We start from the raw sequence: 14389 nt of genomic DNA on the forward strand, positions 1-14389 counted from the left end.
AGGTAAAGGACAATAAGGGACGCTCGGGACATTCCCGAGCGTCCCTCCGTTATTTTCGGCTCGATAATTACATCACTTTTACATCAACGGCATTTTTCAACTGCTGTACGTACATGTTCTGATCCTGCTATCGAACCAGTACTTTGCCAAAACGTCCGCCCTCTTGGATGACTACTTTGCCGGACGGATAGGCTTGTTTCAAATAGTCTGCAATGATGTTTCGATTCTGCTCACTTATAGGCAGACGGTGATGGCGAAGCCAAGTCATCGCTTCTTGCAATGCTGCTGTGGAGACTTCCGTCGTTTTCGTTTTCCTCGTGATTACCGATTAGTATGCATAACCTTTCAGATCCAGCAAATGCAGCAAATATCCCAATTCCATATGTTTCGGATGGAAGGGGCGACCGGTGACAAGTGGCCAAATTTCATTCACCAGACTATGCTCCGCTGGACTTGCTGGCATACTGATGTAACAGAACTTCCTAGCGCATTGAAGAATCTTTTTCACGCTATCCCAATTGTGAATAACTGGACACATCGAGACAAAGACAAGATCAAATGTCTTGCTCCAACCTCTGGCCTGCACATCAATATTTTCAAACTTCTCGGAAACAATCTTCACCTGGTCTTCGTTGACCTTTGCGATGTTTTCTACCAACAATTCGATCAGCAGAGGAGAGGTCTCTACGGCCATTACCCGGGCACCTCGATCCGCAAACGGAACGGAGAACACTCCTGAGGCGGCGCCAATATCCAAAACAGAGGCGTCTTCGAATCGAACTCCTTGTCCTTGAAGCCAGTTCACGATTCGTTTGGTTCGTATTTTTCCTGTTGCCCCTTATTAAATATTTCACCACAAAATACGATGAGGAACATATGTTTGGAGTATTTCTTTGGAACTGAGTTTGAAAGAGTTGTCACCTTAGGTTCAAACGTATAATGCGAACCCATCGTTACTGTACTCCAGTTGTTGTTATTTGGATGCCATGAAAGTGGATGATTCGTTTCGTTTTAAGCAGGAAGTGTTGGAGCAACTATGTTGTGCCATGCATTACAAATCATTTAAGGTGGCTACTTCTTCTGGAGATGGTCCATGTGCTTTTAATTTATTTCAAGAACTGTAACGCTTAATCTCCAATTTGATGAACTCGAGTATTTCCTCTTGATCATATGACTTCAGTTTTCTAAACAACAATACTAAATCAATCTCATTATCTAATCCTTCCATCTCTGAAGCATTTTGCATCAAGTGTTGTTCAGTACCATATAGCAACCACACTATATCAGTATCAAACTTATCTCGAATTTCCATCACTATATCTGTTGCTGGTTTATATCTATCCTGTTCCAATTCGCTTAGTGGATGAATAAAGCATCATCAGGACTGATCTTCTTTAGCGGTTCCACACTTTTATTACTGGTTCCATAGTTTCTTTACTAGTTCCAACAAGGTTTGCAATGGGTTTAATAGTAACAAATAAGTTTTGAAGTGCTTTTTACAACCATTTTTTAGGTTCCCATTCAACAAACGTTGTAGCGGGACTAAATTGTTACTCCACCATTTTTGAAACTATTGCTCCAATAATACCACTTTTCACTAAATAGCTGCGTTAAACTGCCCGTTTAGCACAAAGGGCTGCACGCGGCAGCCTTTCTTACGTTTGTTCAACTATAGCTTTGCGTTAGTTTAATCCTCTATTATGCTAGCCTATACATATGATTTCTCCATATTCATCAATTCCTAATACTAAGGACCATCCACTCTTGTCACCGACATCGCACGACCCGAATGACGCTGGAACAAGTTTCCGAAGCATGCGGTTACAGCAGCGGCCAGTATTTAAGCCGAAGCCGAATTTTTCAGAATAAGTTAAAGCTAACCCCGTCCGAATATCGAAAATGTCAGCGAGTGTAAGTTCTTCAGATGAGGCGCTTTAAAGTTTAGGGAGGGTCCGTTTCTCAACAAACTGCCTCGGCGAGCAGCCGAAATGCCTTTTGAATAATTGATAAAACTGGGCTGGACTGGTAAACCCTACTTTGCCGCTAATTTCAGTTACAGACCACGCCTCTGTTAGCAAGAGCTGCTCTGCTCGTTTCATTCGGCGCATCTGGACGTAGGACGTAAACGTCATACCCATTCCTTTTTTGAACAGCTTGGCAAAATAGCTGCTATTATAGTTCAGCTTGCTGCTTATATCCGCAATTTGGAGAGGAATTTCCAACTGTTGTTCGATATAGACAAGCGCAGGACGCAATTTCTCCGCTAGCTGTGGATCCATCGGTTTGATGATGTGGGCATCATCAATTTGAATTAACGTGTACATGAGCTTTTTCAAGCTAACATTTATAGAGAGCTCGTAGCCCCGCTGTTGTATCGTCATATCGAGCAGCATCTGATGGATAAGTTGGTGAATGACCTGTATGCTTGCCGGATATTTGCGCAGCGTTTCATTGAACTGTGTTAAATTGGCAGAGCGGCCGGTAAATGCCGCGAGATACGGAAGCAAGGATGGATCCATAAAAGCTGCCATATCAACATGGCAGACGATATACAGCAGATCGTCATGTCCATGTTTATGGGATCTGTGCAGTTCATTGGAGCCGAGCATCACCACATGACCAGCTTGCAGATGATAGCTGAGATGTGTTGTTTCCATCGTCAGGTTACCTTGCAGCACAGCGATCAACTCCACCTCTTCATGATAGTGCCAGAGCCCATATTGAGCGGATGGTTGGCTAGGATGATGCAGGGTCCATATTTTCATCCGGAAATTTGGATCTTCATAATCCACATGTTCTTTATCGTAAGCTGTCAGATTCACTGGCACGGGGGTCCTCCTGCACTTCATTGTTATTCCCATCATATCATGAATGTCCGTTTTCAAGATAATTGAAGCTTATATCAAGAGGCATTTTGGTATGTACTCTTTTAAAATAGAGAGAAAAGCCTACATTTCGAAGGAGCGATAGACAATGCATGAGATCGAGACACTCCCCGATGACCATGATCTTAGACTGCCTGCTTGGGGACCTTATACCAAACAATACATGGGTATCTCCCATATCAGCGATCAAGCGCGAGGCTTGCGTTTTGATCTTAGTTTAATGCCTGGCTTCTACAGGAGAAAAATGGATATTCCCAGCGTGCTGTGGGAATCTGGCTATCATCCATGGGAGGCAACGGCGGATTACAGCTTCTTCTCCCACCGCCATGAACTTGAATGGAAAGATCGAGTCTATACCGACATTTCCTTCAGCCGTATCGCCGATCAGTGCCGTCTGATTCGAGTATCTTTCGTGAACCAATCCGAGCATCCGCAAAACTTGGTACTGCACTGGATGGCTTCGCTTCAGCCGCCTCGCCTTCTCGGGCACGGCGACGTACAGGTATGTGCAGATGCGCAGATGCCCGAGGGCGCTGTGTGGGTTGATGCGCTAGATTATAGCGAATTGAATTTCGCACGCCCACGACCGTCGGACGGCTTGGTCTATGACGGTTTTCTTAGGGGTGAAATTCGTGGCCAGCATTTTACGGGGGGATCCGCAATAGGATGCAACTTCGGTGCCGACCAAGGGGACTTGCTGCGTTATGAGATAAACCTCGCAGAGCCTTTAAAAAACGGCGTATTTTTGCTGCGCTACCAAACAGAGAAAAGCGGGGAGCTTGAGCTTCAAATTGGACATCAGACATACCGACTCGATGTAGAGACTTCCAACTCCCTCAGGGTTGCCCGTCTACCGATCGGGACGCTTGCAGCAGGAGACTTCACGCTCTCCTTATATGCTTACGGCTCCGGCCCCTTGGTGCTGGACGGCTTTACCCTACTCGAGCACAATGCTATCGAGGAGGTTGTCTTTGTTGACCGCCCTTGGCACATCGAGCCTGAATTACTGGAAGGGCCTGTTCCTGGCAGCCTGATCCTCCAATATAAAGATTGCCCGTATCATTACGGCCTATTGTGGAACTACCCCAATGTAGAGATACGACAATACAAAAACGACGAACTGGATCGGTATGCCCGTCATACGGTGCATAATCACGTTGATGCCGTCTTGCAGGGTAATGGAAAGGGTCACTTTACTAATGTGTTCATGCGTCCCATTCATATCGTACCAGCTTCATCGAAGATCCTTCATGGTATGGTCTGCTCTGGGACGTACGAAGAAGTGCTTGCCTCCCTAACAGCCGTTTCGCTAGACTACGACAAATGCGAAGCCATTTATGAAGCTGAACATGCGAAGTTAATTCCGCCTCCCTCCTATGCTACCGGTGGCACCTATGCGTTTAGCCAGCAGCTTATGCGAGCTACGCTGCTAACCAATACAGTCTTCCCTGTCTACACCAGGCGCAGGTACATTCGCCACAGTACGCCAGGGCGCTGGTGGGATTCCCTATATACATGGGATTCAGGGTTTATCGCACTCGGGTTCTCCGATTTGGATGCAAGGCGCTCAATAGATTGCTTGAACGCGTATATGACAGAACCTGGTGACCGCCAGGCTGCCTTCATTCATCATGGCAGCCCGGTTCCCGTGCAGCATTATGTGTTTCTTGAGCTGTGGAACCAAGGGCAGTCTCTCGCCTTCTTGAATCATTTTTATCCGCGATTACGTCAATATTACTTGTTCCTAGCCGGGAAAATTAGCGGGTCTACTACTGGCATACTGCGCTCCGGAACTACTTAAGACATGGGATTACTTCTATAATTCCGGGGGTTGGGACGATTATCCGCCGCAAAAATATGTACATGCGCAAACGCTAGAAGCAACAGTTGCCCCTATTGTGACAACGAGCCAGGCCATTCGTATTGCTAAAATCCTGAAAATGGCTGCCGCAATGTCGGAGAATTGGCAGGAAGACATAAGGGAATACGAGCAGGATATAGAACGATGGAGTTATGCTTTGGAGAAGCATGCGTGGGATGAAGAAGCCGGTTATTACGGCTATGTCGTGCATAGCGAGCAGGGTGAGCCAGAAGGCCTTCTACGGCACAGTTCCGGGGCCAATTACAACATGGGGATGGATGGGCTTTACCCGCTAGTAGCCGGCATCTGTACCAAATCGCGTGCGGATCGCCTAGTTGCCGTGCTGTTTGATGAAAAACGTTTATGGACGCCAATCGGCCTGTCCACCGTTGACCAAAGCGCGCCTTATTATCAGGCGGATGGCTATTGGAATGGTGCGGTTTGGATGCCGCATCAATGGTTTTTCTGGAAAACCATGCTCGATTTGGGTTACTCCGATCTTGCTTTCCGCATCGCGGATACCGCATTAGACTTATGGAAGCGCGAGACCGAGGCCACCTACAACTGTTATGAGCACTTTATCGTGCAAACAGGTCGTGGCGCAGGATGGCATCATTTCGGCGGTTTGTCGGCTCCGGTTATCAATTGGTTTGCTGCTTATTACCAACTTGGCAAAGTTTCCACTGGTTTTAATGTTTGGATGCTGCAGCAGTCCTTTAACGAAAGCTATACGGCGTATCAGGCGGAATTTCGCTATGCCAGTGAAGCCGAACAAGCCTTCAGCATCGTGGTCAACATGGTAGACGGCGTGCACTATGAAGTGGAGGGAACAGGGTGTACCGTGCACTGGACGATTAACAACTGCGGTGGTGTAGAAATGCGCATTACCAATTGCATGCCGCAGGCCGCTGTGCGGATCCGGGCATGTTAAATGATTTTTACGCAATAGAACCCGCCTATCTTTGGCGGGTTCTATTGCGTATTTGTTCCACGATCCCTTAACCCCCCTTGAGAAAAATAGTTCAATTTGATATAGATGGAATCTTAACACTCACTGTCGTTCCATTACCAAGTTGACTCTCTATCTCTACTCCGTAACCCTCTCCAAACAGCAACTTTATCCGATTATTAATATTGGAAAGCCCTATATTTTTCCCTTCTAAACTGTTTTTCACTCTCTCCGCATATGCCATATGCAGTCTCGCTTTCATGCGTTCCAGCTCATCTTGACCTATCCCTTTACCCGTGTCCACTACTTGAAAACATATATCTCCATTCTCGTCCATATTGCCGCTTACACAAAGTTGTCCTCCTGCGTCCATATTTTCAAGTCCATGATAGACGGAATTTTCCACAATGGGCTGCAAGATCATTTTAGGTGTTTTCAAACCTAATAGCTTGTCATCAACCTTAACTTCCAAAGAGAACTTGTTTTCATATCGAATGGAAATAATATTGAGATAGGCCTTAATACATTGAATTTCTTCGCTTATTAGGACGAGTTCGCTTTTTTCAATACTATATCGAAAAATCTTTGACATACTTGAAGTAATCTGCGCTATTTCCTTACTGCCGTATTCTAGACCGATACTACTAATGCAATTTAAAGTATTATAAAGGAAATGCGGGTTGATTTGACTTTGTAAGGCAGAAAACTCCGCCTGTTTTTTGCTCAATTCCGCCTCATATAATCTTGCCTGGGTACTAATAACATGACTCGTCATCTCTTCCATTTTGTCAATCATGCTATTAATATCATAGGCTAGAACGCCAACTTCATTGGTTGAACGTACCTTCACCCGAAAGCTCCTGTCGCGATTACCAATTTTTTTCATATCTGAGACAAGCCCCATCACGGGTCGAGTCAGATTGTTTAAGAAAAAGTACCCCAGAATCATCATACTTATAATGATACCAATTCCTGCGATAATGCTAATATTCTTAATCGCCTTCATGTCCGTTGTCAGTTCATGCACCGGAATAACGCTTACGATTCGCCACTCATCCGCCTGCCTCAAGCCTTTTGCCTGAACGATGACATCTTCCCCATTGATTTTCGTTTTTACCCCATTAGTTAAACTTTGACTATCTATCGAAAGAATTTCCTTGAATAAATTGCCATGCAATTTTGCATTATTTGACGCAATGACCTCATTTCGGCTGTTAAGGATATACAAAACTGAGTTAGGCGTCAATTCTGTGTTTTCCACAAGATCTTGTATCTTTTCCATATTCACGATTACTGAACAATAGCCTGTCTTTTTAGAAAATTGAACCCCGCCAATCGCCTCAATAATGGGTGCTATATAAAAGAAATATTCAATTCCTGTTTTTTCGTCCTTTAATAAGTTTGTAAATTTCCCTTTAACAACTGTCTCACTCTCATTTTTAAATGAATTAATAAAATGAATATACTGATTTGAAAACGTAATATCACCGTTGGCAGTCGCTAAACTGGAAATTCTTCTTCCTTGATTATCAGTAATCACAATGCCATTCAAATAAGAATTAAAGAACCTCATATATTCAATGAGATCAATGACATAAGTGCCAATTTCAAAACTCCTTTTATAATCATCATCTGCAATGGTAAATTCCTGTACCCATTTATTATCAACAGCTATGTTTGTACTGACTTTGATATCGTTAAAAACGGAATCGATCTTTTGGCGAGTTTGTTCTATGATCGTATTCCCATAATTTACAGCTCTCTTTTGGGTTAAATTATAAAAGCTATAGTAGGAATAGAATTCCATGATGGTAAATATGAAAACCGAAAATAAAAATATCAGTAAGATCTGATGTTTAAGTTTTAGTCTACTAATCTGCAAATTTCCCCACTCCAGTCAACTTTTTCTGAATTTCGTAGGCGTTATCCCACATTGTTTCTTAAATACTTTATTGAAATAATAATAGTCAAAATAACCTACTTTGGTTGCAATTTCTTCAATGGACAACTCTGATCTTTTCAATAGCTCACAAGCTTTTTTGATTCTCAAATCGGTTACATATCCCGAAAAGGTTTTGCCCAAAACTTTTTTGAACAGTTGGCAGCAGTACACTTGGTTGATCAGAAATTTGACAGATAAATCTTTCAGATATAACTCGTCCTGATAATGATTGTCGATATATTTCACCATCTGGGTAAAAAAAGCGTTCTTATCGCTTTCATGCATGGACTGGCCGTTTAGTTGCTTTAAGTATATGAAAATGTCATTTAAAAAGCTGCATAAGGACTCAAAGTTTTCAAATCGCTCTTTCAGTTCAGAGTAATTGAGGAAATCAAGCTCCATGTCCTTCAACTCTTCGTAATAGGTGCCAACCAAACTGCTGACCACTTGATTCCATAAATAAACGACTTCTCCCATACCTAAATGATGAAATGAGAAGAAATACTTCATTTTCTGAATGATGTCATCCAAGTCTTCAAACTTTTTCTCTTTCATACTAGAAGCAATGCCATCTATAAACGGATTAACCAAACTAAGCTTTGGCTCATATTCAAATATCCCTTTTTCTTCATTCAAAAATGTTTGTGAAGCTGCAAGATCGGATTCCTTGATTAGCTTGGCCATTTGATCGTAATTCGTAGAAATGGAGCTAATTCCTATTGATTTTATGTTCGAACCTGTGAATATTGCAGCATCCAATTGAACATCCAACTCTGATCTCTTATCACTTTTGAGAATGTACAGTGTCTTTCTTGAGCCAAATTCAACTTCTAAGGTATGCCCTATATCGCCAAACTTAATGGCTTGACCATCCTTTTTCTCACTATCGGAATACACGATAACGACACGCAAATAATCGTCCGATGTACGATCAAAAAATGGCGTCAAACGTTTTAATTCACTTTTATCAGGTGCGGTAAGCGCATCTAAAATAAGGTTATTTCGAATGCTTCGCTTCTTGGAGAAATGCATGGCCAGCTTTTCAATTAAGGGATCTGCCAACTCAATATCTAAGGGCTTGAGACAATAATCCAGCGCACCATATCTTAAGGCCTCTTGCGCATAAGCAAACTCAGCGAAACCGCTTACAACAACGAAGTCAACATCCAATCCCATGTCTTTCGTCATCCGCATAAGGTCAAGGCCGGAAATATCAGGCATTCTAATATCTGTAAAGACTAGATCAGGAGATTCCTCAGATATGAACTCAATTGCCTTATGGGCACTTGTAAATTGACCTATGATTTCGAACCCGTATTGATGCCAGTTAAAGGCATTCCGTACTCCTTTTATCGCCCAAGGTTCATCATCTACAATAATTACACTATACATAAGTACCTCCATGATTGTTGGCTCTATCTATCAGCGAAAGCGCAATCAATATAATAATCGAAAGTTTTTTATTAAGATTTTTCATGTAAATAATTCTACTCTAAATTTTGATTAATAAAATGTATTTTTATAAATTAATTTTGTAATTATTAATGTTTTTATTGGCACTTAGGGTTCTTGCTATGTTCCCACACATATAAACAATCTCATCAAAGCAAAAAAACCTAGGCTAGGGCCTAGGTTTTAAGAACTGTATAAGTTTTCATCACAAGAGAAGGTTAATATTAACCGTCCTCTTTACATACTTGCATCAGTTTGGTACTAGTTTAATATAATCAAGTGACAGATGGTAGGCTGAGCTTGAACCATTTTTACCTGTAACATTAAACTTGAAGGATTTATCGCCTGCCGAGCTGAAGGTTATATTTGCCACATTCAGTTCCATATAGTTAAATGCAGTTGAATATAAATCCTGAACCGAACCGTGATTTACACTGTTTACCGACATCTGGAACTGTCCCCTGTTGGTTCCCTTTTTCACACCGACCCTTACGCTATAGCTGCGTGCCTCAGGCACATTCACCGTGTATGTTACATAGTCATTGACTGCATTGGCTTCTAGCGCAGTTCCAAATCCACCGCTCAGATTGAGGTCCCGACCGGATCCATTTCCGAACATAGAGTGTTTGTCGCCTGAGGTTGCGCTTACAATTAAATTTTCTGTTTCATATCGACTGCTTTGAACTGAAATATTATCAAATTTTGCAGCTGAATCATATGTCCTAACGCCTATACTACCCCCAATATTGGTTGAATCTGTCACACTAATCTTAGGTGTAGTCATATCACCAACATAAACCTTGATGGATTCATCTTGTGCGACAATTTTAACATGATACTGTGTATTAGCCGTTAAGCTCATAGAAGCAGTGGCAAGCGATGTCCAGTTGTTGTTTGCCTTCCCAATTAGCACCTTCTGATTGGGAACATCGAGTCCAGCATAGTAGCCTTGGTAAGCATCCGTACCTGTTCCAGGATTTGATACCCTAAATACCAGACCCGCATTGCCGGTTGAACCTGGTGTCACATCAGCTTCATAAATCATATCAGAGAAATTTGTGTCCAGAAGAGCCTTGGCACCCGGGTTTGATGCTACATTATACTGACCGCCAGATACTGTCCATGCACCGCCATATTTTGTCCATCCTGTATCATTACCGTCATCAAAGTTATCTTCCACTGCCATTTCGACTGGTATAATCGTACTATCTGCATTAAACTCAAATTTATCAAACGCCAGTACGCGTTGTGAACTACTCAGATAACGCTTATGGTAAAAAATGTACCAATCATTTGTTGTAGGTGATTGAACAATACCATTATGACCAGGTCCATCTGCTGTTGTAGTATCCGTATGCAGCATAATACCTTGTGGTACAAATGGTCCTGTTACAGAGCTGGAAGTTGCATACATGACCTTATAAGATGAATCTGCCCATACACCGGCAGCATAAGTCATATAGTATATCCCGTTCCTCTTGAACACTTTAGGCGCTTCAAAATAATCATTATCGCCCGTTTTAGTTGGAGTAACTTTCTTATAGACGGTTCCGTCAGACCATGTTCCCAGAGACTTCATGTCAGCGTTAAGCTTTACAACATTACACTCGCCCCAGCTGCCATAATACATATACGCCTGACCGTCGTCATCAATAAATACATCCTGATCCATTGGACCTGCGCCATTTCTTACAACATTTATAAGGGGTGCGCCAATCGCATCGGTATATGGACCTTGTGGATTATCAGCCACTGCAACACCTATTCCGCCTAATTGTCCATCGCCATTGATTGCGTTAGCAGCAAAATAGATGTAGTATTTCCCATCGCGATAAGCTCCGTTTGGTGCCCACAATGAATGATTTATCCATGATACATTGTCAGAACTTATTACATTTGGGTGTTTTGTCCAGTTGATCAAATCTGTTGAAGAAAATATGTCTATAGATTTTGCGCCAGTGCCAGACTCGCCAACTTGAGTCGAACGAGTCGGATACACCCAATATGTCCCATTATAAACCTGTACATCAGGGTCTGCATAATAGCCATCCACAAATTGTGGACCAGAGTGAATCGGAGCAGCATAAGCTAGTCCTGGCAAAGATACAAACAAGCAAATTACAATTGAAGCGCAAAACAATACCAAATTAGATTTTTTGATTTTTCCCATGAGACAACCTCCTTTTTTTGACTGACAATTTACTTTCCTTGTTGAACACGTTAACTCCCAAGCCTGGCCAGAATGCTTAAAGATAAACTTAATGCTTCCATCCCCCCCTGTGGAACAGATCTTACCAGCTGAATGTCGGCTCCTGTGTAGTCCCACAGATTTGTTCTAATCCCAGTTTTCGTGGAAGCGCTATCAAAATTGATTGCCTTCGGCCATTGAATGACTGATGTGCCATTCGTAGTGCCAGCTCCGGCGCCATTTACATATTGACCACCTCCAACAAGCTATACCCGCCACTGCTGCAAAGATGTTCCGGTGTAATCATTTTGCTATAAGCTTTGCTCCGTTTGCCGTACTTCCGCTTGCAACTTCAAGGGCTTTGCCGCTATTCACATTGTTGATTATAAACAAGCCATTACCTACATCGACAAAATTCCATTGATGCGCACTCTTATCCCTGTAATCCCAATTATGAATTCATATAAGCCGATGATTGGACAACGGCTTATATGAATTGTAAATGTTCTTCCAATTACTTCTTATTTACTTGTATAGCCTTGTAGATTTTCACGTTTTCATCCATCACAGCCTGACCGCCAGCTGCCATATATTCGCCAACCAACTTGTCATACAACGCATCGAATTCTGTAGGCTTACAGACGATCAGTTTATCGGTCATTAGTTTGTTCATATCTCCAAGAGTTTTGCCAAACTTAATATTGGACTCATTTGGCGTATCAAAGAAGAAGCTTGTGTACGTTTCTGTCGTATTAATTTTGTACGATTGTTCTGCAGCATCCTCAAGTCCCGGAGCCGATGCAGCTAAAGCCTTTACATTTTTCTGAGGGTCGCCAAGCTCCACACCATTCACAACCAATGTGTAATCAAGGTTTAGATAGCTGATTTGCATGTTGTCCCCAGTTTGATTAATCACCTGCGGAATACCATTCACCATCTTGTGATTGACCCCTTCCTGACCATATTGCAGGAAGAATAAATTTTTCGGGTCGGACATCCAGTTTAAGTATTTAATCGCCAACTCCGCATTTTTACTGCTTTTAGGGATAAAGACATTTACGCCATTTTCGTTATAAGCGATTTTCTTGTACTTACCTTCTGAATTCTTAAAAGTGTCAATTGGCACATAGTTTGCGGTAGGCACATTTGCTTTTAATGGCTGACTAATATTTTGTCTTAATGGATAATCCCAGTTTGCGCTGAAGAATCCTATTTTACCGTTGGTAAGATCAGCATCTGCTTGCTTTGCTGTTTTGTCTAACGCAAAATCAGGGGAGATTAATTTTTCATTATAGAGCTTGTTGAGGAACTTGAGGGCATCCTTGTTTCCAGGTCTTAGCCAGCTTGGCGCTGTGTTGAATTCTTCATCCGATTGTTTCCCCCAGAAAGACTCACCTAAATTTCCATAGTTATAATTCAATCCGGTTGCTGCCAATCCCCAAGGAATAACACCGTTTACACCTCCCGGATTCTTATCTCGGAATGCAATTAACGTATTATATAATTCATCCCTTGTCGTCGGAACTGGCATCCCTAATTTATCCAGCCAATCCTTTCGGATAAACATCCCATTCCAAGCTAATGAAGTTCTTTTCGCAGGTATCGCCATCTGTTTCCCATCAAAAAGTCCATAAGAAAGAACGGTCTTACCCAAATAATTCGTTAATTCCTTGCCATGCTTATCCAATAGATTATTCAATTGAACAATACCATTCACTTTCGCGTATCTGGATACGGTAGCGCTGTCATAAGTAAATGAAATGTCCGGTGCCTCACTTGCTGCCATTAATACATTAAGCTTTTCAATTTCCTGTGATCGGGGTACTGGAACAAATTTCACAATCGCATTGTTCTGTTTCCCAAAATTATCATTAATATATCGGGTCCACGTATTATTGTTCAGATCTGGCTGTCCCTGTACGCCTCTGTCGAATACTTCAACCGTTAGTGTAACCGGCGGACCTGACGGCGTTGCAGCTGCAGCTGACGCTGCTGGTGATGCCGATTGGCTTACTTTATTCGTATCGCTGCCACATCCTGCTAATGCGGTTATTAATAGGGTCGAAACTGGTAGTAATGCTAACATTTTTTTAATTTTCATTTTTTGACCTCTCCTTTATCAATTTCCACAAAAACCGTGAGTTTTTCGTAGCGCCCTTAAAATCGAAATCATTATTATCCATCCTATCTGATTGGTCCGATAACCACCACCCTTCAATCGAATCTCTTATCCCTTAATTGCCCCCGTCATTACGCCATCCACAAAATATTTTTGTAGTTTCGGGTAAACAACTAAGATAGGAACTGTTGCAAACATCACACTTGCAGCTTTCAATGACTCAGGAACAATATAAGCACCAACACTGCCTTCACCTTGCTGGGCATCTAACTGTTGATTCGCAGTGATGATTTGGTACAATTTTAACTGCATTGGATACAGGTTCTTATCGGTTATATAAAATAGTGCATCCTGAAAACCGTTCCATCTGTCAACCGCGTAAAAGAGACTTAACGTTGCAATAGAAGGCAAAGATAGCGGAAGCACAATCCGTACGAGAATCCCCAGTTCATTACAACCGTCAATCGATGCCGATTCTTCCAAGCTTTCTGGAAGTGATGCAAAAAAGGTTTTTAGGATGATTAAATTGAAAACACTCATAGCTCCAGGCAAAATTAAGCTCCACATCGTATTCATCAAATCCAGATTTTTCACAAGCATATAGCTAGGTATTAAACCTCCACTAAAATACATGGTGAATACCAGAACTGTTAGAATAAAGTTTCTTCCCTTCAACCTCTGCTTTGTAAGCGGATAAGCAGCACAAATGGTTAAAAACATACAAACTAGTGTATAGACAATAGTCAGCACAATCGTGTAACCAAGTGTATAAATCATTTCAACATCACTTAGAATCGTTTTGTATGTTTCAAGTGTGAAGTCTACCGGCCAAAGTGCGACCTTCTGAGAGATAATTGCATCATTTGAACTAAAAGAAAGCGCGATCATATACAAAAATGGAACTAAACACGTAATTGATACAACCGTTATGAATAAAATAATACTTATATCCGTGAAATTGATTCTATGTTTTCTACGCAACAAACTCACACT

At 42.0% G+C, this 14389-nt stretch carries 10 protein-coding genes and 1 pseudogene; 3 read left to right on the plus strand and 8 right to left on the minus strand.

The window, feature by feature from the left end; genetic code table 11:
• Positions 1–127: 127 nt before the first annotated feature.
• Positions 128–829: pseudogene (locus tag ACBP55_RS18955) on the minus strand (class I SAM-dependent methyltransferase); the annotation flags it as partial.
• A gap of 960 nt (positions 830–1789) precedes the next feature.
• Here ACBP55_RS18955 and ACBP55_RS18960 point away from each other — a divergent pair.
• Positions 1790–1915 carry an AraC family transcriptional regulator gene (locus ACBP55_RS18960; RefSeq protein WP_464653189.1) on the plus strand — a complete coding sequence of 42 codons (126 nt, stop codon included), beginning with the start codon at positions 1790–1792 and terminating at the stop codon, positions 1913–1915.
• A gap of 19 nt (positions 1916–1934) precedes the next feature.
• Here ACBP55_RS18960 and ACBP55_RS18965 read toward each other — a convergent pair whose 3' ends face one another.
• Positions 1935–2828 carry a helix-turn-helix transcriptional regulator gene (locus ACBP55_RS18965; protein WP_464653190.1) on the minus strand — a complete coding sequence of 298 codons (894 nt, stop codon included), beginning with the start codon at positions 2826–2828 and terminating at the stop codon, positions 1935–1937.
• Positions 2829–2973: 145 nt separating this feature from the next.
• Here ACBP55_RS18965 and ACBP55_RS18970 point away from each other — a divergent pair, with 145 nt between their 5' ends.
• Entirely contained in the window at positions 2974–4686 is a 1713-nt protein-coding gene (locus tag ACBP55_RS18970) for a hypothetical protein (protein ID WP_464653191.1), read from the plus strand.
• On the plus strand, positions 4658–5677 hold the full coding sequence (locus tag ACBP55_RS18975; protein WP_464653354.1) for an MGH1-like glycoside hydrolase domain-containing protein: 1020 nt from the start codon (positions 4658–4660) through the stop codon (positions 5675–5677). Before ACBP55_RS18970 ends, ACBP55_RS18975 begins: the two co-directional genes overlap by 29 nt.
• 91 nt (positions 5678–5768) lie before the next feature.
• Here the strand turns inward: ACBP55_RS18975 and ACBP55_RS18980 are convergent, their stop codons facing one another.
• From ACBP55_RS18980 to ACBP55_RS19005, 6 genes are all read right to left on the minus strand, one after another.
• Positions 5769–7577 (minus strand): sensor histidine kinase, encoded by a 1809-nt coding sequence (locus ACBP55_RS18980; protein WP_464653192.1) that lies wholly within the window; start codon positions 7575–7577, stop codon positions 5769–5771.
• 15 nt (positions 7578–7592) lie between these two features.
• On the minus strand, positions 7593–9029 hold the full coding sequence (locus ACBP55_RS18985; protein ID WP_464644110.1) for a response regulator transcription factor: 1437 nt from the start codon (positions 9027–9029) through the stop codon (positions 7593–7595).
• Between the two features lie 310 nt (positions 9030–9339).
• A complete protein-coding gene (locus ACBP55_RS18990) occupies positions 9340–11259 on the minus strand; it encodes a family 43 glycosylhydrolase (RefSeq protein WP_464644112.1) in 1920 nt (639 codons plus the stop codon).
• A 321-nt stretch (positions 11260–11580) separates the two neighbouring features.
• Complete coding sequence (locus tag ACBP55_RS18995) at positions 11581–11736, minus strand: RICIN domain-containing protein (RefSeq protein ID WP_464653355.1); 156 nt, start codon at positions 11734–11736, stop codon at positions 11581–11583.
• 55 nt (positions 11737–11791) lie between these two features.
• Positions 11792–13378 (minus strand): extracellular solute-binding protein, encoded by a 1587-nt coding sequence (locus tag ACBP55_RS19000; RefSeq protein WP_464644113.1) that lies wholly within the window; start codon positions 13376–13378, stop codon positions 11792–11794.
• A gap of 126 nt (positions 13379–13504) precedes the next feature.
• Complete coding sequence (locus ACBP55_RS19005; RefSeq protein ID WP_464644115.1) at positions 13505–14377, minus strand: carbohydrate ABC transporter permease; 873 nt, start codon at positions 14375–14377, stop codon at positions 13505–13507.
• Positions 14378–14389: the final 12 nt, after the last annotated feature.

This window comes from Paenibacillus sp. WG02 (assembly GCF_055396115.1).